This window comes from Leptolyngbya boryana PCC 6306 (assembly GCF_000353285.1).
Classification (GTDB): Bacteria; Cyanobacteriota; Cyanobacteriia; order Leptolyngbyales; family Leptolyngbyaceae; genus Leptolyngbya; species Leptolyngbya boryana.
Genome location: NZ_KB731324.1, coordinates 2,057,460 through 2,080,239 on the forward strand (window position 1 = coordinate 2,057,460; position 22,780 = coordinate 2,080,239).

The 22,780-nt window shown below is 47.7% G+C and carries 21 protein-coding genes and 1 other RNA gene; 10 read left to right on the forward strand and 12 right to left on the reverse strand.

The window, feature by feature from the left end:
* Positions 1–29 precede the first annotated feature (29 nt).
* A complete protein-coding gene (gene fmt / locus LEPBO_RS0110415) occupies positions 30–992 on the forward strand; it encodes a methionyl-tRNA formyltransferase (protein WP_017287503.1) in 963 nt (320 codons plus the stop codon).
* 6 nt (positions 993–998) lie between these two features.
* On the opposite strand, the gene LEPBO_RS0110420 is transcribed toward fmt, so the two are convergent.
* The 7 genes from LEPBO_RS0110420 to LEPBO_RS0110450 all read right to left on the reverse strand — a co-directional run bounded on the left by LEPBO_RS0110420 (position 999) and on the right by LEPBO_RS0110450 (position 7,153).
* On the reverse strand, positions 999–2,282 hold the full coding sequence (locus LEPBO_RS0110420) for a M16 family metallopeptidase (RefSeq protein ID WP_017287504.1): 1,284 nt from the start codon (positions 2,280–2,282) through the stop codon (positions 999–1,001).
* Between the two features lie 134 nt (positions 2,283–2,416).
* Positions 2,417–3,724 carry a M16 family metallopeptidase gene (locus LEPBO_RS0110430; RefSeq protein ID WP_225885701.1) on the reverse strand — a complete coding sequence of 436 codons (1,308 nt, stop codon included), beginning with the start codon at positions 3,722–3,724 and terminating at the stop codon, positions 2,417–2,419.
* Between the two features lie 352 nt (positions 3,725–4,076).
* A non-coding RNA gene (gene ssrS, locus LEPBO_RS40920) (6S RNA) lies at positions 4,077–4,261 on the reverse strand.
* Positions 4,262–4,441: 180 nt separating this feature from the next.
* The gene (locus tag LEPBO_RS0110435) at positions 4,442–4,984 is read right to left on the reverse strand and encodes a GNAT family N-acetyltransferase (protein WP_017287507.1); all 543 of its coding nucleotides are present in this window, start codon (positions 4,982–4,984) and stop codon (positions 4,442–4,444) included.
* Positions 4,985–5,049: 65 nt separating this feature from the next.
* Positions 5,050–6,162, reverse strand: a complete 1,113-nt coding sequence (locus LEPBO_RS0110440; RefSeq protein ID WP_017287508.1) for a 5-(carboxyamino)imidazole ribonucleotide synthase — start codon at positions 6,160–6,162, stop codon at positions 5,050–5,052.
* A 9-nt stretch (positions 6,163–6,171) separates the two neighbouring features.
* On the reverse strand, positions 6,172–6,693 hold the full coding sequence (locus LEPBO_RS0110445) for a pentapeptide repeat-containing protein (protein ID WP_017287509.1): 522 nt from the start codon (positions 6,691–6,693) through the stop codon (positions 6,172–6,174).
* A gap of 25 nt (positions 6,694–6,718) precedes the next feature.
* Positions 6,719–7,153, reverse strand: a complete 435-nt coding sequence (locus LEPBO_RS0110450) for a cobalamin biosynthesis protein (RefSeq protein WP_017287510.1) — start codon at positions 7,151–7,153, stop codon at positions 6,719–6,721.
* An 86-nt stretch (positions 7,154–7,239) separates the two neighbouring features.
* Here LEPBO_RS0110450 and LEPBO_RS0110455 point away from each other — a divergent pair, with 86 nt between their 5' ends.
* The 4 genes from LEPBO_RS0110455 to fghA all read left to right on the forward strand — a co-directional run bounded on the left by LEPBO_RS0110455 (position 7,240) and on the right by fghA (position 11,503).
* Positions 7,240–8,208 carry a tetratricopeptide repeat protein gene (locus LEPBO_RS0110455; protein ID WP_017287511.1) on the forward strand — a complete coding sequence of 323 codons (969 nt, stop codon included), beginning with the start codon at positions 7,240–7,242 and terminating at the stop codon, positions 8,206–8,208.
* A gap of 41 nt (positions 8,209–8,249) precedes the next feature.
* Positions 8,250–9,455, forward strand: a complete 1,206-nt coding sequence (locus tag LEPBO_RS0110460) for a homocysteine biosynthesis protein (protein WP_017287512.1) — start codon at positions 8,250–8,252, stop codon at positions 9,453–9,455.
* Positions 9,456–9,543: 88 nt separating this feature from the next.
* Positions 9,544–10,653, forward strand: a complete 1,110-nt coding sequence (locus LEPBO_RS0110465; RefSeq protein ID WP_017287513.1) for an S-(hydroxymethyl)glutathione dehydrogenase/class III alcohol dehydrogenase — start codon at positions 9,544–9,546, stop codon at positions 10,651–10,653.
* A gap of 19 nt (positions 10,654–10,672) precedes the next feature.
* Positions 10,673–11,503 carry an S-formylglutathione hydrolase gene (gene fghA, locus LEPBO_RS0110470; RefSeq protein WP_017287514.1) on the forward strand — a complete coding sequence of 277 codons (831 nt, stop codon included), beginning with the start codon at positions 10,673–10,675 and terminating at the stop codon, positions 11,501–11,503.
* Here fghA and LEPBO_RS0110475 read toward each other — a convergent pair.
* Positions 11,485–14,187, reverse strand: coding sequence for a GAF domain-containing protein (locus LEPBO_RS0110475; RefSeq protein WP_017287515.1), 2,703 nt, complete (start codon positions 14,185–14,187; stop codon positions 11,485–11,487). The two genes, fghA and LEPBO_RS0110475, sit on opposite strands and share 19 nt — an antisense overlap.
* A 147-nt stretch (positions 14,188–14,334) precedes the next feature.
* Complete coding sequence (locus tag LEPBO_RS36725; protein ID WP_017287516.1) at positions 14,335–14,691, reverse strand: hypothetical protein; 357 nt, start codon at positions 14,689–14,691, stop codon at positions 14,335–14,337.
* Between the two features lie 208 nt (positions 14,692–14,899).
* Between LEPBO_RS36725 and LEPBO_RS0110485 the strand changes: the two genes are divergently transcribed.
* Positions 14,900–15,391 (forward strand): DUF4168 domain-containing protein, encoded by a 492-nt coding sequence (locus LEPBO_RS0110485; protein ID WP_017287517.1) that lies wholly within the window; start codon positions 14,900–14,902, stop codon positions 15,389–15,391.
* 148 nt (positions 15,392–15,539) lie between these two features.
* On the opposite strand, the gene LEPBO_RS0110490 is transcribed toward LEPBO_RS0110485, so the two are convergent.
* Together LEPBO_RS0110490 and LEPBO_RS0110495 are read right to left on the reverse strand one after the other, a co-directional pair.
* Positions 15,540–16,310 (reverse strand): ABC transporter ATP-binding protein, encoded by a 771-nt coding sequence (locus LEPBO_RS0110490; RefSeq protein WP_017287518.1) that lies wholly within the window; start codon positions 16,308–16,310, stop codon positions 15,540–15,542.
* Positions 16,311–16,312: 2 nt separating this feature from the next.
* Entirely contained in the window at positions 16,313–17,425 is a 1,113-nt protein-coding gene (locus LEPBO_RS0110495) for a branched-chain amino acid ABC transporter permease (RefSeq protein WP_051077787.1), read from the reverse strand.
* Positions 17,426–17,559: 134 nt separating this feature from the next.
* Here LEPBO_RS0110495 and LEPBO_RS0110500 point away from each other — a divergent pair, with 134 nt between their 5' ends.
* From LEPBO_RS0110500 to LEPBO_RS0110510, 3 genes are all read left to right on the forward strand, one after another.
* Complete coding sequence (locus tag LEPBO_RS0110500; RefSeq protein WP_017287520.1) at positions 17,560–17,778, forward strand: hypothetical protein; 219 nt, start codon at positions 17,560–17,562, stop codon at positions 17,776–17,778.
* Positions 17,775–18,077, forward strand: a complete 303-nt coding sequence (locus tag LEPBO_RS0110505) for a hypothetical protein (RefSeq protein WP_017287521.1) — start codon at positions 17,775–17,777, stop codon at positions 18,075–18,077. The genes LEPBO_RS0110500 and LEPBO_RS0110505 overlap by 4 nt, the downstream gene beginning before the upstream one ends.
* A gap of 116 nt (positions 18,078–18,193) precedes the next feature.
* Positions 18,194–18,724 carry a DUF2721 domain-containing protein gene (locus LEPBO_RS0110510; RefSeq protein WP_017287522.1) on the forward strand — a complete coding sequence of 177 codons (531 nt, stop codon included), beginning with the start codon at positions 18,194–18,196 and terminating at the stop codon, positions 18,722–18,724.
* A 9-nt stretch (positions 18,725–18,733) separates the two neighbouring features.
* On the opposite strand, the gene LEPBO_RS0110515 is transcribed toward LEPBO_RS0110510, so the two are convergent.
* A complete protein-coding gene (locus tag LEPBO_RS0110515) occupies positions 18,734–19,009 on the reverse strand; it encodes a hypothetical protein (protein WP_017287523.1) in 276 nt (91 codons plus the stop codon).
* 225 nt (positions 19,010–19,234) lie between these two features.
* On the opposite strand from LEPBO_RS0110515, the gene LEPBO_RS0110520 reads away from it, so the two are divergent.
* On the forward strand, positions 19,235–22,750 hold the full coding sequence (locus LEPBO_RS0110520) for a DNA polymerase III subunit alpha (RefSeq protein ID WP_017287524.1): 3,516 nt from the start codon (positions 19,235–19,237) through the stop codon (positions 22,748–22,750).
* Positions 22,751–22,780 lie beyond the last annotated feature (30 nt).

Below are 22,780 nucleotides of genomic sequence, written 5' to 3' on the forward strand. Positions count from 1 at the left end.
AGCGTCTGTCGGGAGCGAGACTCAAATTGATGAAAATTGTATTCTTTGGAACGCCTCAATTCGCAGTGCCCACGTTGGAAGCATTGCTGAAATCCAACTCGTTTGAGGTCGCGGCTGTCGTGACTCAGCCTGATAAACGGCGGGGGCGGGGAAATGAACTGTCGCCTTCGCCGATTAAAGCGATCGCGCTTTCACACGAAATTCCCGTCTTGCAGCCGAAGAGTATTAAAAAAGATGTAGAGGGATTAGAGTATTTGCGATCGCTCAACGCAGATGCCTTTGTCGTCGTTGCATACGGGCAAATTCTGTCGCAGGAAATTCTAGATATGCCGCGATTGGGCTGTGTGAACGTTCATGGCTCGATTTTGCCGAAATATCGCGGAGCTGCTCCGATTCAATGGTGTTTGTATCACGGAGAGGCAGAAACCGGAATTACAACGATGCTGATGGATGCGGGCATGGATACAGGGGCAATGTTATTGATTGCGAAAACAGCGATCGCGCCGTTTGATAGCGCGCATGATTTGGCAGTTCGTCTCAGTACAATTGGCGCTGATTTGCTAGTGGAAACCTTGTTGAAATTTCCGGAAATTACACCGATTCCACAAGACAACGAACAAGCCACTTATGCGCCCTTGATTAAAAAGCCGGATTACGAATTGGACTGGTCAAGAAGTGCGATCGAGCTTCACAATCAGATTCGAGGGTTTTACCCAAATTGCAACACTCAGTTTCGAGGAACTGGGCTGAAAGTAATGCAGACAATTCCGCTTGAAGGAGAGTTTTTGAATGAATTTGAGGAATTGCGCGCGTTAAACTTGCCGACTGGAACACCCGGCGAAGTGGTCGAAATTGTCAAAAATTGGGGAGCCGTGATTCAGACTGGAGCAGGGGCATTACTGCTCAAAGAAGTGCAGCTAGCCGGGAAACGCGCCCAGTCTGGATGGGAGTTTGCGAATGGAATGCGGATTACCATCGGTGAAAAACTCTAAGCAACGCTAGAGCGACTCGATCGCGTCCGCAGGCCCTAATAATGAAATGTAAGGTTCACCAAAATACCGACCAGCAATTTCTTGGGCGGCCTCTGCGGAAACCTTCGCGATCGCGTCTTGAAACTGACTGTCGAATTCCACCCCTAAACCTAGCGTTTCATACCAGCCAAAAATTTGCGCCAGTTGCGAATTAGTTTGTTTGCCAAGCGCGTATTGTCCGAGTAATTTGTTTTTGGCGACTTGGATTTCTTCCGCGCTCAGCGGTGCATCACACAGTCGATCGACTTCTGTCTTTAAACCAGACAGCGCGATCGCAGTATTGGTGGGTGCAGTGCCCATGTAGGTGACAAAGTACGACGTATCTAATCGAGTCGGATAGAAGGCTGAGACTTCGTAAGCTAAGCCTCTTTTTTCTCGCAGTTCCACGAATAGCCGACTGGATAATCCATTGCCCAGATAGGTATTCAGCAATTTCAACGCAGCATAGTCTTCCATCGTTTCGGGCGTAACAGAAGGTGCAAGATAGCCCAGAATGACGATCGATTGCTGTGTATCCTGTGGAACAGCGTTGCGAGTCGGATTAGAAGCGACGATCGGTAAATTCAGATTCGGCAAGGGAACTAAGGGCGCACGCCAACTGCCGAGAATGTCTTCAACTTGTGAGACTGCTTCTTCGGGTGTAATTCGTCCTGCAATGCTAATTGTCAGATTATCCGGACGAAAATGGGTTTGATAGTAGTGCTGTAAATCTTCGCGCTTTAGATTGGCAACGGTTTCGGCTGAGCCTAAGCCTGAGAGTGCGTAAGGATGATCCCCATACATGGCATGGCGTAAGCGATCGAGTGCCACTGTAAAAGGTTGTTCTTGTTGAGAGCGAATTGCCTGTAACGCTAAGCGACGTTCGAGTTCAACTTCTGATTCTGGAAAAGTTGCCGATCGCAGTAGTTCTCCTGCTAATTTCAACATTTCGGGAAAATCAGCAGAAACCGTTTTGATGCTGAGCAAAAAGTAATCTGAAGCCGCATCCGTACTCAGGCTCGCTCCGATCGATTCAACGCGTTCGGCAATTTCTAGAGACGAATGGTTTTCGGTGCCCTTCGTCATCACAGCGGCAACGAGGTGGGAGAGTCCAGCTTGCTCGATCGACTCCCAACGGCTACCCGCTTTGAAGAAAAGCCGCGCTGCAATGATGTCAGCAGACGGATTTTCAGTGACCAGCACGGTGATGCCATTGTCTAAAACCGTGCGATGAATGATGCGATTATGGGGCAAAGCAATAGTTGAAGTCACGATCGTTCTTAAAATTGACGTGTGTTGATTTTAGCAATCGGTCGGGAATCTGCCTTCTCGAATCGATTCGCGGCGACTCAAATCAAGTCTGTCTTGATAGACTCGAAGCGCGAATTCGATGAGCAATGCGATCATCAGTCGCCCGGTGTGACAACGATCGCCGCATAGTGATAAGGCGAAAGATATTGGCTGGCTAAATCGCGCAAGTCTTCAACCGTAAAGGACTGAATCAGATGCGGATAAGCCGCAGCAGCAGTAATTTCTGCCAGCGAATGGTAGTAACCATAGAGTCCGGCAAGTTGTCCAGGCGTTTCGATCGAGAACGCATAATCGTTACACAAAAGCCGCTTGGCGCGATCGAGTTCGGCTTGAGAAATGGGAACCGTCATCAATTGCGATAAGCGATCGCAGATCAAGGCTTCTACCCGTTGGAGATCATCGGCATCTAGCCAAGCCGCGATCGTAAACAAACTGGAATCGCGTTGAAGTGAGAAACTACAGTCAATTCCTTGAACTAAATGTCGCTCTTCTCGAAGCTCTTGTACCAACCGCGAGGTGCGTCCTGCTCCTAAAACGGCTGAGATCAAGTCGAGTCCACATGCTGCTCTGAGCGGATCTTGCTGATTTGCTTGTTCAAAGCGTTTCCAGGGGAGCGTTTCGTCAACTTGCCCTACCGGAGCTTCCACGCCTGGAGCCATCCAAGCCATTAATAATCTTGCCTGTTCTAAGCGAGGCAACTGAATTTCTTCACGGCGAATCGTTGTAATCGGGGGTTCTGCCTCGGCGATGTGAATTCGACATGCGTCTGCCTCTGGGAAGGTGTGAAAGGCTTGCTCGACTTGCTGTTTCACATGGTCTAGTCGAATGTCGCCTGTGACAACGACCGTCATATTTTCAGGCTGATAATGGGTGCGATGGAACGATCGCATTTCTGCCGCGGAGCGTCTCATCAGGCTTTCTTCTGTACCCAAAATCGATCGCCCATACGGATGCCGTTGATAAACTAATTCCGCGAGAAATTGAAATGCGATCGCGTCTGGATTGTCATAAGTCTGCAAAATTTCTTCTAAAACGACTTCCCGTTCTCGCTCAAATTCGTCTTCGGGGATCGCGGCATTTAAGAGAAGTTCGCCCAGATATGGCAGGGTGTCGGCAAAGTCTTGTGCCGCAGTCGTCATGTAGAAATGCGCGTAATCATAGCTCGTTGCAGCATTCGTCATGCCGCCCCGTTTCTCGATCGCTTGATCAAATTCGCCCGGTGCAATTTTCTCGGTTCCTTTGAAAATCATATGTTCGAGAAAATGCGCCATGCCTGACCATTCATCCGGTTCTACAATCGAGCCTGCATTCACCCAGACATCGATCGCAGCAATCCCGGTCGTCGGCAAGTCATGATGAATCAGCGTTAAACCATTGTCGAAGCGATGAACAGTCGCAGGCACGAAAAGAGCGTTTTGGGGCGATCGATAAATGTTCAAGGGCTTAATTGAAGAACGAAGGTTTGGGGATCGATTTCTTAAGAAAGCAGATTGTGATCTAGAAAACTGACAAGCCTGCTTCAAATATGAAAAGCTTAAGAATCATGCAACATCTTTGAATAATTCAGGATGAATTTCTTGCGTCAAAGTGCAGAAGATAAATCGTTCAAAAGATAGATCTCAATTAGATCATTCATTGCACAAAACCCATTGCAAAACACAGTTCAGAATATATTTTTGATAAAACGTAACCTTCGGGATACAGACGTTTAAAAATAAAAACTCCCCTACTAGATTCTAGTAAGGGATCAAGAAGTAGGATACCGCAACGCCGTCTTACCTCAGTTTTTGACCTGGTTAAAACCAGGTGGGTGTCGAAGTGGCGGATATAAAGTTTCCGGGTACAAGCCCGGTCTACTGCCATCAGCCTTTGTAGACTCCCAGATTCAAAAAACATAGATCATAAAACATTGTTGGCAGTCACCAACGCCGCAGCAAATCCTTCACTTATTCTAGCGGGTCAATCCGAAGTTGGGAAGCAGGGAGATTTTGGATAAAGAGAGGAAATCAGTTTTGGCAGCGATCGCCCATCTAGAGGGATGGAATGTCTTTGCGAGGTTGCAACTTTAGCCCTCTAACCGAGATTAGCCGTTCGCCGATTTGTCAGAGCTTCAAATCGCACTACCAATCCTCTCGCAGAATTGACCAGAGTTTCACATCTTCAAAGACTTGCCCTTTACGCACTCTTTGACGGAGCACGCCTTCTTGCACAAATCCATTATCTTGAAAGAGTTTTCCAGAAGCCGGATTTCTCACCAGATGATAGGCATCAATTCGATTCAGGTTTAAGTTTTCAAATCCAAAGCGAAGTATAGCTTGTAAGGCTTCGCTCATATATCCTTGTTCCCCAAGCGCAACTGCCAGCCAAAACCGCAGTTCTGCCCGAGCATGTTCGAGTTCGATCGAGCCAATTTCGATCACACCACATAATCCTGGTTCAGCTTTACGCTCAATCGCAAAGGCAAAGGATCGTCCTGCCTCAGCCGCCGCAATTTGTGCTTGGATGTATCGTTCTGCCTCGCCTTCAGGATACGGATGCGGCAGCGAAATCATCATATCGGCAACTTCACGATCGCTTGCCGCAGTCTGGAGCGACGGCGCATCTGCTAGAGATAGAAAGCGAAGACTTAATCGAGGTGTTTCTACGGGAGCGTGAGTTAGCATGAAACGCTTTCAGTTCGATCAACTGCTATGGGCAAATCCTACCACTGAAAAAGCCGAGTGCTCCTTTAATGCCGATACCAAATCTCTTCGATCGTGCTAGCAATCTCTAACGCTTGTTGCCTCAGATCAGTCACATCGTCTAGTAAAACCGTGACATGTCCTAATTTTCGACCTGGGCGTGATTCAGATTTGCCATACCAATGCACAAACGTGTTGGGCAATTGAGCGATCGCGTTGCGTTGTTCTAAATACTCGCTTTCTGCTTGCTCAAATCCGAGCAAATTTACCATCAACGCACCCTGACAATTCAAGGCTGGACTGCCCAAAGGCAAATCGCTCACGGCTCGAAGCTGTTGTTCAAATTGTGAGGTTTCACAAGCATCGATCGTGTAATGTCCTGAATTGTGAGTTCGAGGTGCAATTTCATTGACAAGAACGCGATCGTCTTTCGTCAGAAATAGCTCAAACCCGTAAATTCCGACGACATCGAGCTTTTCTAGTACTGTTTGAGCAATTCGGTGAATCTCTTGCTGAACACCTTTTGAAACTTCAGCAGGCGCAATCACTCGACGACAGACTTGATTTTCTTGCTGCGTTTCCACGATCGGATAGATTGCAATTTCACCCGAACTTGAGCGAGCCGCCATCACCGCTAATTCGCGATCGAACGGAATAAATTCTTCCAGCACGATCGGAATATTCTGCAATTTCTCGATCGTTGCTTCCCAAGTTGCCGCATCCCGAATGATAAATGTCCCTTGTCCGTCGTAGCCTAACCGACGAGTTTTTAAGACCACCGGAAATTCAACATCTCGCTCACCAAGTAACCAGAAATCGGGAGTCGGGAGATCATACGTTTTGAGAAAATTCCGCTGGACATACTTATCTAGCAATGGTCTCAACGCAGACAAGCTAGGGCGAAAGATCACATTCTGAATTTTAGCGAGCGCATCGAGATCGACAAATTCATTCTCAAACGTAATCACATCGACATGCGTGCTTAAAACCTCGGTTGCACTGGCATCATTCACCCGCGCAAACAGCGTTTCTTGTGCTACCGACACGGCTGGATCACTCTCATTTGGGGTTTGCACCACCAATGTTAGATTCAGCTTTCTGGCTGCCTCTGCCATCATCCAAGCTAACTGTCCGCCGCCAATCACACCGACTCGGTTCATACTTGCCTCCTAGGACGGGCAACCGAGCGACTCACGAGTTTCGACCCCAGTTTTTGAGTTCGTTCCTTGAGCCACCTTGCACAATTCTCGAATCTGATAGCGATCGAGAATTGCCCCCGTAAAATCTGCCCCAGTGATATTAACATTCAAGAATTCACTGCGCAGCAACATTGCATCCGTTAAAATCGCATCGCTCAGATTCACCCGCACCATTGGAACTTGATCGACCATTGCCTGTTGCAGATTTGCACCATGCAGATTCGTCTCTGTCATATTCGATGCACTCATCGCAGCCCCGGACAAATCCGCATTCGAGAAATCTGCATCTGTGAGATTGGCATTCGTAAATTCTGCCAATCTCAAGGTCTGACCTGAAAAATTCTGACCTTTCACATCTGCATTGCTATAAGACAAAGGCGGGCGATATTGCTGGTCGTAGCGTTTTCCTACAATCGGATCAGCACCAGCGCTTGCCATGATCCAGACGCTACAGATGAGAGTCAAGCATACGATCGCGATTCGCCGTCCCATAACTATCTTGCCGATTCAACACCCTTCACTGTAGCGAACTTTCCGCGATCGCAATCGTTACCCCTTGGATCACTTGTTTCGGCACTATCAAAATTTGCGTTTGTGCAGCACACATTGCCGCTGCTTCTGCCACACTCGGCGTGTGTGTGGTCATCGCAACTTGTACAGAAGGATTGGGAACCGCGATCGTACTCAGCCGATCTGCGGAGAAGCATCGTAAGGACAAAGCGTGATCTCGACAATATTCGACCAGTCCAATTTCATCAGATTTACGATCGAGCGTTGCAATTCCTGCGATCGTCCTATGCTCCAATTGATACAGATCGAGAACTTGATCAATTGCAGTTTGAATGATCAACTTGGTCGCACCTCGACGACAGCCAATCCCAATCCAGAGGCAAAGCGACGACTGTTTCAGGTTAAGCCAATTGTCGAAAAGTTCTTGAGTACGGATTCTCACTGCAGCCAACTTAGTGCAAAATAGAACAAATTAGGGTGCGTTGGGTACGGAAAATGACTTGTCACCAACGTTTTAGGGCAAAAAAGATGCAAGTTTCTAAGCAATCGGCTCTCCCCCTCCTTTTGACTCTAGCAGCAGCAGCACTCACCACCGGATGCGATGATGCTCGCGATGCGGTTCGTGCTTCTACTCCAGAACTTTCAGCAGATCTCTCGCTTGGTGATCCTGCTTATTACGTCAATTTAGGACACGAACTGCAATCGAGTCGCAAATACGAAGAAGCGATCGCGGTCTATCGCAAAGCGATCGTGCTCGACATGGAAAACTCTGAAGCCTATAACGGTCTGGGACAAGCACTGATCGAACAACGTCGAATTGCAGAGGCGATCGCCGCCTATCGCCGCTCGATTGAAATTAATCCACAAAATGCCTCTGCCTATGCCGGATTGGGCAATGCTCTAGCCGATCGCAGACGCAACGAGGAAGCAATCGCAGCTTATCGCCGCTCGATCGAGGCGAATCCGAAGCAGATGATGGCTTATGCAGGATTGGGAAATGTGCTGGCAGAACAGAAGAAAATCCCAGAAGCGATCGCGCAGTACGAACAAGCCTTAAAAGCACCCGAGCAAACCGAGAAAGCGCAAGCGATCGCGTATGTCGGATTGGCACGAGCCTTGCAGACTCAAAATCGCACAGAAGAAGCGATTAATCTCTATCGCAAAGCGGCTCAAGTTGCGCCGGACTATGCTTGGGCACATATTTTCCTCGGTCATGCTTTAGCCAATCAGAATCAGTTCGATGCCGCGATCACAGCTTACCGAGAAGTGCTGAGCCAACCGAGTGAGCGCAAAGGCAATCTCGGCAATACCCATGCCATTGCACTGAATGGATTGGGTTCTGCTTTACAGCGACAAGGAAAACTCAAAGAAGCGATCGCGGAGTATGAAAAAGCAGTCGATACAGATCTCAACTACGAAGCCGCACAGAACAATTTGAACCGCGCCAAACAGCGCCTCGCTCAAGAAGTTTCCAAAACAACTTCGGCTCGGAGTTAACTCGCCGCATAATGGCAGAGATGACTTAATTCCGATGCCTTATGCGAACTCTGGCTGAAATCAACGAGAAAATTCAACGCGGAAGTGCGATCGTACGAACTGCCGAAGAGGTGAAAGCTCAAGTAGCAGAAATCGGAGTCGCTGCAACCGCAAAGCTCGTTGATGTCGTGACGACAGGCACGTTCGAGCCAATGGAGTCTTCGGGGGCAGTGTTGAACTTAGGACAAACTGATCCCCCGATCAAAATTCGCCAGTGCTGGGTCGATGGAGTGCCCGCTTATGCAGGATTTGGCGCAGTCGATTTGTATCTAGGCGCGTCGCAGGTTGTAGAGTATCCGGGCGGATCAGAGCCGTTAGATCATGACGATCGAGAATCCCCAGATGCCAGACAGCGACAGCGCGGTGGAGGGCATGTGATCGAGGATCTGATTGCCGGACGATCGGTAACGTTGCGAGCACTCGGACAGGTGACTGACTGCTATCCGCGATCGTCTTTTGAAACCAGCATTACGCGGGACACGATTAATCAATTCTATTTATTCAATCCTCGGAATCTGTACCAGAACTTTATCGTGGGCGTGAATGGGGGCGATCGCCCTTTATTTACATATCTAGGCGCGCTACAGCCCCAATTGGGCAATGCTGTTTTCTCAAATCCGGGTGCAATTTCGCCGCTGTTGAACGATCCAGATTTGCAATTGATTGGCATTGGGTCACGGATTTTTTTAGGTGGGGGAATCGGCTATGTCGCTTGGGAAGGAACACAGCATTTTCCACTTCAAAAGCGCTTGCCCAATCGGACACCCATTGGACCCGCTTCGACACTTGCATTAATTGGTGATGCAAAACAGATGGATGCGCGCTGGGTGCGAGGCTGCTATTTCCGCGGCTATGGAGCTTCTTTGATGCTTGGGGTGGGAATTCCGTTGCCTGTGCTGAGCGAAGAGGTGATTGCCCATTGTGCGGTGCAAGATCAAGATTTGGTTGCTCCGATCGTTGATTTTTCGATTCCGCGCCGAGTCCGTCCCACCTTTGGACTGGTGAACTATGCCCAGTTAAAGTCTGGGAAATTAACGATCGATGGCAAAGTCGTGCGAGTCGCACCGCTGGCAAGCCTTTATCTGTCGCGCCAAGTTGCAGTCGAGCTAAAACACTGGATTGAGGCAGGCACGTTCACATTAACTGAAGCTGTTGCCGCCATTCCCAACGATCGCGCATTTATTCCCCAAGATATGCGAGGGATGTAAATCCGTTTGGTGACAAATTTTGAATGGGTTGACCTGAGGGGAGACAGGAGCGCTACACTGCGATGAAGTTTGACTAGGTAAAAAGCATATGGATACGAAAGCCGCAGTTGCCTACAAAGCCGGAGAGCCTCTCAAGATCGAAACGGTGCAGTTAGAAGCCCCAAAAGCGGGAGAAGTTTTAGTCGAAATCAAAGCGACTGGGGTCTGTCATACCGATGCCTATACGCTGTCTGGCGCTGATCCTGAAGGCTTGTTTCCAGCCATTTTGGGACATGAAGGCGCAGGCATTGTGGTGGAAGTGGGAGCCGACGTCAAGAGTGTTAAGCCTGGAGATCATGTGATTCCGCTTTACACGCCAGAATGTCGAAATTGTGAGTACTGTCTCAGCGGCAAGACAAATCTTTGTCAAGCGATTCGATCGACGCAAGGAAAAGGAGTGATGCCCGATGGCACCAGCCGATTCTCGATCGGGGGAGAGCCGATTCTGCATTACATGGGCACTTCGACCTTCTCAAATTACACCGTTCTGCCAGAAATTGCCGTTGCTAAAATTCGCGAAGATGCTCCGTTCGAGAAAGTCTGCTTAATCGGCTGCGGTGTGACCACTGGAATTGGAGCCGTGATCAATACTGCCAAAGTCGAACCCGGTGCAAATGTGGTGGTTTTTGGCTTAGGTGGGATTGGGCTGAATGTGATTCAAGCAGCTCGTATGGTCGGTGCAAACATGATTGTGGGAGTCGATCTCAATCCGAGCAAGCGGGCTTTAGCCGAGAAATTAGGCATGACTCACTTCGTCAATCCCAGCGAAGTAGAAGGCGATATCGTTCCGTATTTAGTAGACCTGACGAAAGGTGGAGCAGACTACTCCTTCGAGTGTATTGGCAATCCCAAAGTCATGCGACAAGCGTTGGAATGCTGCCATAAAGGTTGGGGAGTCAGTGTGATTATTGGAGTCGCTGGTGCAGGGCAAGAAATTAGTACTCGCCCCTTTCAACTCGTTACTGGGCGGGTTTGGAAAGGCACAGCATTTGGTGGGGCAAAAGGTCGCACGGATGTGCCGAAGATTGTCGATTGGTATATGGATGGCAAAATCAACATTGATGATTTGGTGTCGAAAATTTTACCGATCGACGATATCAATCAAGCCTTTGATCTGATGCATCGAGGCGAAGTCATTCGCTCAGTCGTAACGTTCTAAAAGTAACAAGCAGCTTGCAATGGATTTAGTTAGTCAAACCAAATGCTTCGGAGGCTCGATCGAGGTTTATTCTCATGCCTCGATCGCTTGTCAGTCTCCGATGAAATTCTCGATCTATTTGCCGCCCCAAGCAAAAGCGCGATCGCTGCCAGTGTTGTACTTTCTCTCTGGCTTAACCTGCACCGAAGAGAATTTCATGGCAAAAGCAGGCGCACAACAGTTTGCCGCAAAGTATGGGCTGATCTTAGTCGCGCCAGATACTAGCCCCCGCAACACCGGAATTGCGGGGGAAGATGAGGATTGGGACTTTGGAACTGGCGCAGGATTCTATGTCGATGCAACGGCTGAACCTTGGAGCCAGCACTATCGCATGTATAGCTATATCGTCGATGAACTCCCAGAGTTAATTGGTGAAAACTTTCCAGTCTTACGCGATCGACAAAGCATCACCGGACATTCAATGGGCGGACATGGTGCATTAATCTGCGCCTTGCAAAATCCCGATCGCTATCGATCGGTTTCTGCCTTTGCGCCGATTTGTGCCCCGATACAATGTCAGTGGGGACAGAAAGCATTCTCAAATTACTTAGGAGCAAATCAGAACGACTGGCGATCGTATGATGCGAGTGAGCTAGTTCGAGTCGGACAATTTCCCGGATCGATTCTCATCGACCAAGGCAGCGAAGACAAATTCCTCGCGAATCAGCTTTTGCCAACCGTATTTCAGCAAGCCTGTGCAGACGTTGGACAATCATTAAATCTGAGAATTCAACCCGGCTACGATCATAGCTACTATTTCATTGCTTCCTTCATTGAAGATCACATTCGCTTTCATGCAGAAATGCTTTGACGGATCGGAATTTCAATCCAAAATTCAGTTCCCTGCCCCGGTTCAGAATGACAGTTTAGACTGCCCTGATGGTCTCGCACGACCACTTCATGACTGATCGCTAATCCCATGCCTGTTCCTTTTCCGATCGGTTTCGTTGTAAAAAACGGATCAAAGATACGCAGCTGAGTTTGGGCTGAAATTCCGCATCCATTATCTGCGATCGAAATGAGCACGCGATCGTCATGAACTTGTTTTGTGCGGATACGAATTGTGGGATTCTCGACCGTTTCAAGCGCATCGATCGCATTACTTAGCAGATTCATAAACACCTGATTCAACTGCCCTGCATAGCATTCAACTGGGGGCAATTCCGCATATTCCCTAATCACCTCGATGCTGCAATCTCCCCCGTTTGGTTTCAAGCGATGCTGCAAAATCAGCAGTGTACTTTCGATTCCTTCATGGATATCAACTGGCTTCATTTTAGCTTGGTCAAGCCGTGAGAAATTGCGGAGAGAGAGCACGATTTCGCGAATTCGTTCTGTTCCGACTTGCATTGAAGCCAGTATTTTAGGTAAGTCTTGGCGAACAAACTCAAAATCAATCGATTCGATCAGATCAATCACTTCTGATCGAGGTTCAGGATAAGCTGCGCGATAAGCGTCAAGCAGCCTCAGCATATCGATCACATAATGATTCAAATAGTTGAGATTGCCATGAATAAAGCTGACCGGATTGTTAATCTCATGGGCGACTCCAGCGACTAATCGCCCTAAGCTCGACATCTTTTCAGTTTGAATCAACTGCGCTTGAGTATGCTTCAAAGAATGCAGCGTTGCCTCGATCTGCTGAGCTTGATGCTGAGTTTGCAAGAGCAATTCGGCTTGCTCAAGTCCGATCGTCAACTGAATCGCAACTTGTTTCACAAATTGAATCTCATGCTCTGTCCAATTGCGCGGACGATCGCATTGATGCACACACAATAATCCCCACAGTTCATCTCCTCGTAAGATGGGCGCAATCAAATGGGCACGAATCGCAAGGCGCTCTAAAATTGCTAAATAACAAGGTTCGATTACGAGTGCTTCCACATCTGAGATCGAACTCACCCGACCATGCCGATATTGGGTTGCAAACCGTTCTCCAAAGCAATAATCTTCGATACGCGTGCCCAAAACAGAGGAAAGTCCTGAAACCATATTTTCAGCAATCACCTGCCCTGTATTGTATTGACGATCTAAATCAAATTGATAAACGCAGACTCGATCGACATTCAACGATCTCCGAAGCTCTTCGGTTGCGGTCGCACAAATCTGCTCAACTTGCAGCGATTTCCGCATATTCGTCACCACACTGAACAGAACATGCTGCTGCTCAGTTGCTTTCTGCAATCGAGCCGTACGCTCTTGAACTTGAATCTCTAAACTGGCATTCAGCTTTTGCACATGTTGATGCGTTTCATATTGTTGAATCGCGCTTGAAAACTGATGAGCGATCGCGCAACCTAGCTCTAAATCTCCTGCTGTCCAGGGCTGAATTTGTCCCCGTCGAGATTCACACCACGCCTTAAAAGACTGACGCGGATAAAGCTGCCGCTCGTCGGAGCTAATTTGCCCCGCCCAAAGAATCTCAGTTTCAATTTCATCTCGAAAGATAGTGAGATAGCCAAGCAATTCTCGGCGATACCACAAGGGCAAAATCAGTACCCCTCGGATTTTGAGCGATCGGAATGCAGGGTAGAACTTTTGCAATGCTGGCTCTTGATATAAATCCGCGATCGCCCAAACTGCATCTTGCTCAGACTGAAACTTATCTTGCCAAGCACTGTCTTCTTCGAGCAGCACAAATTCAGCCGTTTCGATACGCTCATCTCTAGGAGCCATTGGCTGGCTCCCACATTGAAACAATCTGACACAAGCACTCGGCAGTTTTAGATTGCGAGGAGAATGTTCGACTGCCAATGATGTGGCATTCACCCACAGTCGTCCCCCTGACCCTGCGAAGGCTGAAACTGCTGTTTCTAAAGCAGCTTGAAGTTCAATCGTCAAAAGCGAATGCAGTAAGCAACTAATGCGACGTAGCGTCGATTCGCGATCGGCTTTAGCACGCGCTTGTTCGATCAAATGATACTGAGCAATCGCTACAGTCAGCAAATCAACGACCATCTGCAGCGCACTCACTTGTGCGTCTGAAAACGATCTCGCTTCAGCATGGTGAATGACAAACAATCCCCAAAGCTTGCCTTCTTGCAAAATTGGGACGACCAGCGAAGACTGAATTCCCATTGCCATCAGATATTCAGCATGACAGGCGTTCAGCGGACGATAGCGGATTTCATCGGGTGCAGTAGAATCAATTCCCGTTTGTCCAATGCGACGTTCAGCCACATTGACAATCGATCGCGCTCCGGTTCTTGCAAACAGTTCGCGTGCTCCAGGGGGAATATCATTCGCAGGAAATGTTAACCCTAGCAGCGAAGGGAGGCGTTGTTCGCAAATCCACTCTGCGACTACGGTTCCCGTTTCATCAGGATTAAACTGGTAGATTTTTACCCGATCACAACTTAAAACGGCACTGATTTCCTGAGCGATCGCAGCTAAAAGTTCAGATAAACTTTTCGACCTCCGAATCCAGTGTGTCACTCGCCCAAATAGTTCTGTATTCGGAGATGAAACATTCGTCTGAAACTCATCGCTCGTCATTTAATTCCGCCCTATCCGTACAAGTTAACTTCTATAGAAACTCTTAACTAGCGTGTTTCTATTTTTAGCCTCAGTATGGGCAGAGTTTTTTGGAAATCTACATGCAGAACGCAGGTTTTCGACTAATAATCATTCTTTTTTGAGCGATTAACGACCATTCTTTTTTGAACGATAATCTTGACATTCATTTGCGGCTGATGTCATCACAACATAAGGATTAACAGCACATTTCATGTAATGATTATTACTAAAGAATTGACATTTCTTACAGGGAAGTCGAGCGAGTTCACGGCTAACTCTCGTCGATTTCTGGTTGTACTTCCAAGTATCAGCAATCACATAGATTAAGCCAATCCAAATCGCAATAAAGCATAAGGGAATCAGCACCATTCCCCCGTCTGGCTGAGGAGAATTCGAGGGGGTAGAAGTGCGTTCGGGCGGGATTTGTGCGATTTGAGTGTTGGCAGTTGGGCTAGGTTGTTGAGGAGATAGGTAGAGAGACATAAGGCTAGAGGGGACGCAAAAAGACTGACCTACTCACTGTTTTATCGATCGAGCTTTTTGACTATCTCTATCAAGGGGACTGATTTCTATCAATGTGGGTATATCTACAGATGGACTTGCTGAAAGATGTAACGCGGATCAAAGGTCTGATAACGGATGTGAATCGCAGGTTGCCTCGATAAGATGGCGCAAAACATTGGAGATTAAAATGATTCAGCGACTTCTCTTGAGTGGATGTGTCTTGGTGATAGGTGGACTGTGTCAGATGCCTGTCCAAGCTCAAACTCCAACCAGCAAACCTGCTCCAACAAGCCAGCCTGCGAATCAGACGGTGACTCCTGCCGAAACTCGCCAATTTGCAAATGCAGTCAAACAGGTCTTAGCGATCAGCCGTGAAGCAGAAAAACAGGCAACTCAGGCAATTCAATCGGAAGGATTAACCGAGCAACGGTTTGATGAGATCTTCCGTTCTCAAAACAATCCGCAGCAAAAGCCATCTAAACCCGTGGAAACAGGGGAGCGGCAAAAGTACGATCGTGTGATTGCAAAATTGACCCAAATCAGCAAGGACAATGATTCTAAGGTAGAAACTGCGGTGAAAAAAGAAGGGCTAGAAATCCCCCGATTCAATCAAATTTTCCAGATTGTCCGATCGAATCCCCAATTGCGCCAGCAGGTTCAAGACATGATTCGCCAATAGGCAGTTTCGACTACACTTCTCAAGTGCTGCATACCAGCCAATGAGCGTCTGAAAGGAATAGAACTCAGAAGATTTCTATTTAGTCTGCAACTTGATCAAAGCCGATGAGCTTTGATCAAGTTGGTCGATTTTTTGCTATCCCAAAATTTTACTGTCCCAAATAAGCCTCTAGTACCTTTGAATTGGATTGAATCTCAGCAGGACTTCCATCTGCAAGATTGGTTCCTTCTGCCAACACCCAAACGCGATCGCACAAGGACATAATCACATCCATATTGTGCTCAATAATCAAGAACGTTAATCCTTGCCGATTCCAGTACTGGATGTACTCACAGATTTGCTGAATCAACGTTGGATTCACTCCTGCCGCAGGTTCATCGAGTAACACAAGCCTCGGACGCGTCATCAACGCTCGCGCAATTTCCAAAAGCTTCCGCTGTCCCCCAGAAAGTGCGCCTGCATAGTCATTTGCTTTCGTCGCTAAGCCGACTGATTCGAGAATTTCCATCGCTCGATCGCGGTTTTCACGTTCCTCTTTGCGAATCTGTCCCGCTAGTAACCAGGTGTTAAGAAAATTCTCCCCGGTTTGCTTCTGAGCCGCTAACAGCATATTTTCGAGCACCGAGAGCCGCGACAACACTCGCGCTACCTGAAACGTGCGAATCATGCCACGCTGAGCAATTTCGTGCGGTTGCAGTGATTCGATCGCCTCTCCATCGAATAGAACTTGCCCTTGATCGGGCTGAATGAAATTCGACAGTAAGTTAAACAGCGTTGTTTTTCCGGCTCCATTCGGTCCAATCAAGCCTGTAATACTTCCAGCGGGAACCTCGATCGCCGCATGATTGACCGCTTTAATTCCACCAAAGCTTTTGACCAATCCACGTGCAGAAAGGACAGGAGTACTTGAAGTCTGCATGATTATTTCCCTAGTGTCAGTTCGTCTTTGTTGCCCAAAATGCCTTGCGGTCTAAATCGCATCAACACCATGAGAATCAATCCAATCAACATAATCCGCAGCGCCCCAACTTGATCAGCCCCGAGTCGAAGAACTCCATCTAAATCGCGAGTAAATGCAGTGTAAGCCCAGTAGATGCCCGCTCCCAAAATCGTGCCTGCATTGTTCCCGGCTCCACCCAGAATCATAATAATCCAAGCTTGAAAAGTAACAATCGGTTCAAAATTCGTCGGATAAACCGTACTCAACTGCCAAGCAAAAAATGCACCCGCAATGCCTGCAATAAAGCCCCCAAGCATTAAGGATTGTAGCTTGTAGCTAAACACATTTTTACCTAATGCCTTTGCAACCTGCTCATCTTCGCGAATGGCTTTGAGAACCCGACCCCAAGGCGATTTTACTAATCTTTCTAATGCCCAATACACAATTGCTAGAGTAATCAGCGACAAGAACAACAGTCCATTGCGCGCTTGATTGTCCCGATAGTTATAGAGTGCTACCGCAGCCACACTGTACAGTCGCAGCGTCAGCAGAATCAGCACTGCTGATACGATCGCTTGAACCGTGTTTTTGCGAGATAAGATCCGCTGCACTAATTTCCAAATCACAACGGCAAAAATCGGAGTCACGATCGCAATCATGCCAATCCGAGTCGCAACAGTGGGGCGAAATTCTGCCAGCGGCAACGGAAAATTTTGAACCCCAAATGCGCCTTTGGTGAGCCAACTTTCATTCAGCGCTACTAATCGCACTAATTCTGAAACCCCAATCGTGACGATCGACAAATAATCTTCGCGCAATCGCAGTGTTGAAAACCCCATCAATAAGCCCAACAAGGCTGCCAATAGTCCGCCAATCAAAACAGCCAGGAAAATTGGCATTCCACTTAAAGTAAATAACGAGGTCGCATAAGCTCCGACCGTCATAAAGGCAACATGCCCAAAATTGATCAATCCGGTGTAGCCCCACTGCAAATTCAGCCCTAGGCTAAAAATTGCATAAATCGCAACTGAGACGAGGAGAAACACCAAATAGCCGATCAATCCGGGATCAAATGAGAAAAGGTAATCTAGCATAAACATGAACTGCGATCGTGTAAGCAAATCGTACCGTAAGCAGGAACATAATCTGTCTTGATTCGCACCAGTTGCGCGGGATTTCCGGCAAGTCGATGGGCATTCTCAAAGGGACTAGTTGCTCCTCCTTAGCTATGAATCTCTATCGCAACCGCGCTCACCATTTAATCGATCGCATGTCTGATGCTGAACTCGAAACGTTTTGGCCGGTTCTAGAAACAGCGTATTGTGATGCATATATGTTGAAAGCAATCGCTGATGGCAGACGGACTCACAATCCGGGGGATACCCTGACGCGCGAAGAAGCGATGCAACTCTTACCGCTCCTCCAACCCGCACCGCGCACATTATGAAACCGACGAAAGCCTCATCGGCAGGTAGCATGATTTTTCCAGCCAGGTTAGAAGTGCGCTACGATCGCGCCTTCTTAATCGATCTCAAAGGACTCGAAACAGCCACGATGCAGAAGCTGCACAGTTTTGTGTTTGACGAGTTTTACAGAACCCATCAGCTTCAAGATTTGCCTGAATTCCAACCGCTTGAGACAAGCGAAATTTGGTATCGATTCACGATCGAGAATTTTCTCATCAGTATCGAAGTGACCGGACAGATTATTAAATTCCTACGCATTTTGCCCAAGCCGAGCGTTTGAGTTCAATTCGTCAAACCCTTGCCAAATCTGCTTTCTGGACTCTTTAAAAGATTTTAGTACCCTCGTACTAAATCTGTGTTATCCTGCTTGCGTTAGAGAGAGTATCAGAACACGGCATGAGTATTGACGACACAACCCAACTGATTCAGCTAATTCTCAATTCGGTGCTAATGCTGCTTGCCTGTGCATTTGTACTGGGTGGTCTACTTCTACGACGCAGTGTGATCGAAAATCGCCTGCAAATTACGAATATCGAATATTTTCAAATTCTCGATCGGTTTGAGCAATCCAATCGCCTCGCCATGCTGCAAAAGCAACTGCGCCATCTCCAGCAGCGAGTCAAGACCGCAAACAATGGCATTTTAGTGATGTACTACGCACTGACGCTATTTGTTGCGAGTACGCTGCTGTTGTCGATCCGAACGGTGATTAGTGCCGAATGGTTAATCACTTCTTCAATGGCAGTGTTCGTGGCTGGGGTTGGAGTTTTGCTGTTTAGCGTTGCGATCGTCTTGCTCGATTTGCATCAATCGGATCGTCCGTTCTGGCAAGAAATGCGAGATATTCTCTCGACAGATTTGCCCAAAAAACGTCGAGTTAAGAAAATTCGCGTTGCCCGATCGATCCGTCGCGTTGCAGTTCGTTAAACAGGTTCGTTACGCTTCCGGTGCGATGACCTTGGCAGATTTGCCCGCAGCATCCACCACGATCCATCCGGTTGCCGTGTCGCTTGGTTCAGCTTGACTCACCCGAAACGGGACTTTTTCGCCCTTTGTACTAATGTAAAAATCGGCATTTTGAGTCGGCTGAACCATAAAACCGCGATCGCGTAAACAAAACATTGCCCAGCCTTTCAGCGTTTGATTGACTGGGTTAAATGACACAGGAGGGTTATCAAATACTGTTTGCATCACTTGGATCAGTTGCGACATATTTCCCAATAGAAATCACTATTTTCAGCGTAAACGGTTATGGGCTGAAAAGATGGAAACCACTCCCTACTCCCTAAATTTGGTACATTGGTATTAGACCTTGGACGTTCGCCAAATTTGAGGAGTTAACTCCATATGTAGGGTTAAAGCTTCAAAAAATTTATAAATATAGCGTTCAAGATCGGTTACGCTAAGACTCATTCCTTCGCGTGGGTTGAGTGAATTATGTCTTTCGTCGGTCTGCACATTCACAGCGATTACAGTTTGCTCGATGGAGCTGGACAATTAGACAAACTGGTCGATCGAGCCGTTGAACTCGAAATGCCTGCGATCGCATTAACCGATCACGGGGTGATGTATGGCGCGATCGAACTCATTAAAACCTGCCAAGGTAAAAATGTTAAGCCAATCATTGGCAATGAGATGTATGTCATCAACGGCGACATTACGAAGCAAGAACGCCGCCCCAAATATCATCAAGTTGTCCTTGCTAAAAATACTCAAGGCTATAAGAACTTAGTTAAACTCACCACGATTTCGCACCTCAAAGGCGTTCAAGGAAAAGGCATCTTCTCGCGTCCTTGCATCAACAAAGATCTGCTTGCCGAATATCACGAAGGTTTGATTGTGACGAGTGCTTGCTTGGGTGGCGAAGTTCCGCAAGCGATTCTACAAGGGAAGCCTGAAATTGCTCGGCGGATTGCGACTTGGTACAAAGAGCTATTCGGAGACGATTACTATCTCGAAATTCAAGATCACGGGTTACTAGAAGAACGAATTGTTAACCCTGAGATTGTCCAAATTGCAAAAGAGCTAGACATCAAACTCGTTGCAACGAATGATTCTCACTATGTGTCTTGCTATGACGTGGAAGCTCACGATGCATTGTTATGTATCCAAACCGGAAAGCTAATTTCCGAAGATAAACGACTGAGATATACCGGAACTGAGTATTTAAAATCAGCGGATGAAATGCGATCGCTCTTTCGCGACCATTTGCCGCAAGACATCATTGAAACAGCGATCGCCAATACCGTAGAAGTTGCAGACAAAGTTGAAGAATACAAACTGCTCGGCGGCGAAGCGCGAATTCCGAATTACCCGATTCCAGAAGGCTACACAGCCGACACATACATTGAAAAAATTACTTGGGAGTCTTTAGTTCAGCGGCAAAAGCTCAACTCACGCGAAGAAATCAGTCAAGAGTATCAAGACCGCCTCGTCTACGAGCTGAACATGCTGAAGCAGATGGGCTTCTCCACTTACTTTTTAGTCGTTTGGGACTACATCAAATACGCGAGAGACAATAAGATTCCAGTCGGGCCGGGTCGAGGTTCCGCAGCAGGTTCACTCGTCGCTTATGCATTGGGAATTACCAACATTGACCCCGTTCATCACGGTCTACTCTTCGAGCGATTCCTGAATCCAGAACGGAAATCGATGCCAGACGTAGATACAGATTTCTGTATTGAGCGGCGGGGTGAAGTGATTCAATACGTCACCGAAAAATACGGCACAGAACGGGTTGCACAGATCATCACGTACAACCGCATGAACTCAAAAGCCATTTTGCGAGATGTTGCCCGCGTGTTGAACATTCCGCTGAGCGAAGCCGATCGCATGGCAAAGCAAATCCCCGTTTTTCGTGGAAAATCCACAAAGCTCAAAAAGATGGTTTCTCCCGAAGAAACCCCCTCGAAAGAATTCAGTCAAAAGTACCAACAAGATCAAGTCATTCCTAACACCAATCCACCGATCACTTATCGGCGTTGGTTAGATATGGCAATCCGCATCGAAGGGACAAACAAAGCAACCGGAGTTCATGCCGCAGGGGTCGTGATTGCGGCTGATCCATTAGATGAAATTGTGCCCTTAGAAATGACGAAAGATGGCGGTGTTGTGACCCAATACGCCATGGAAGACATTGAACAACTGGGTTTGTTAAAAATGGACTTCCTGGGGTTAAAGAACCTCACGATGATCGAAAAAACGATCGACTTAATCGAACAAAGCCGCAACATCAAACTCGATCTCGACACCTTGCCGCTCGACGATCCAGAAGTCTACAAGCTCCTCGCAAGAGGTGAACTCGAAGGGATCTTCCAGCTTGAATCGTCTGGTATGCGCCAAATCGTGCGTGAACTCAAACCGGACGGAATTGATGATATTTCTTCTGTACTCGCGCTCTATCGTCCGGGGCCACTGGATGCAAAGCTCATTCCCAAATTCATCAACCGCAAACACGGGCGCGAGAAAATCGACTATGCCCACGAAATTCTCACCCCAATCCTGAAAGAAACTTACGGCATTATGGTCTTCCAAGAGCAGATCATGAAAATTGCTCAAGACATGGCGGGGTATTCGCTCGGTCAGGCAGATCTGCTGCGTCGAGCGATGGGGAAAAAGAAAAAATCTGAGATGGAAAAGCACCAAGCCATGTTTGTCAAAGGTGCACAAGAGCGCGGTGTATCTGCCAAAGTTGCCGAAGAACTATTCGAGCAAATGGTGTTGTTCGCCGAATATTGCTTTAATAAATCTCACTCAATGGCATATGGATATGTCACCTTCCAAACGGCTTATCTCAAAGCGAACTATCCTGTTGAGTACATGGCAGCGATCCTGACAATCAACAGTGGAGAGCAAGATAAAGTTCAGCGCTACATTGCGACTTGTCTAAGTTTGGGTATCAAAGTTCTTCCGCCTGATATCAATCGATCGGGTATCGACTTTACCCCGATCGGGGATGCGATTCTCTTTGGACTTTCTGCCGTGCGCAACGTCGGTATGGGCGCGATCGAAGCAATTCTCGAAGCCCGCAACCAAGATGGCAAGTTCAAATCATTAGCCGATTTATGCGATCGCGTTGATTCTCGTGCAATCAACAAACGCGCCTTAGAAGCCTTAATCCACTGCGGCGCACTCGATTCAATCAATCCCAATCGCCATCAACTCGCAAGCGATCTGGAACTCGTGATGGATTGGGCACAGTCGAGAGCACGCGATCGCGCCAGCGGACAAGGCAGCCTCTTCGATCTCTTAGGTGCAACCACTCAGCAAGGCAGCTTTGAAACGGCTCCAAAAGCTCCAACAGTTGAAGACTACCCCTCTCAAGAAAAGCTCCGACTCGAAAAAGAAGTCCTCGGCTTCTACATCTCCGATCATCCGCTCAAACAATTGCAAGACGCAGCAAAAGTCCTCGCCCCAATCAGTCTCGGCAACATTCAAACCTGTCGAGAAGGTTCAACGGTCAGCGCCATCATTATGATCACGGCTGTCAAACGAGTCACTACCAAAAAAGGTGATGCAATGGCAGTGATTCAAATCGAAGACCTCACAGGTCGATCGGAAGCGGTTGTCTTCCCGAAAGCTTTTGAGCGAATTGGTAGCTTGATCGAACCCGATGCACGCTTAATGGTTTGGGGCAAAATCGACAAGCGCGACGAAGATCAATATCAATTCATTGTTGACGATGCAGAGCCGATTCAAGATGTTCGCATGGTGATGGTCGAACTCGATGCAAAAGTTGCAGACGATGCAATGGAACGTCATCGCTTAAAGACTGTTTTGCAGCAGCAAGGCGATCGAGACAAAGCCAAAATTCCAGTGATTGCGATCGTAGGTACACCTGTAAAAAATCAAATCGTCCGTTTCGGCTCCCAATTCCGCGTCCAAGATGAAGCTGCAACCGTCGATGCTTTAGAAAAAGCAGGCTTCAGAGCGCATGTTTCCTCATTAGTTTAGGATTGAGATCAGCCCTTGAGGAATTCACTC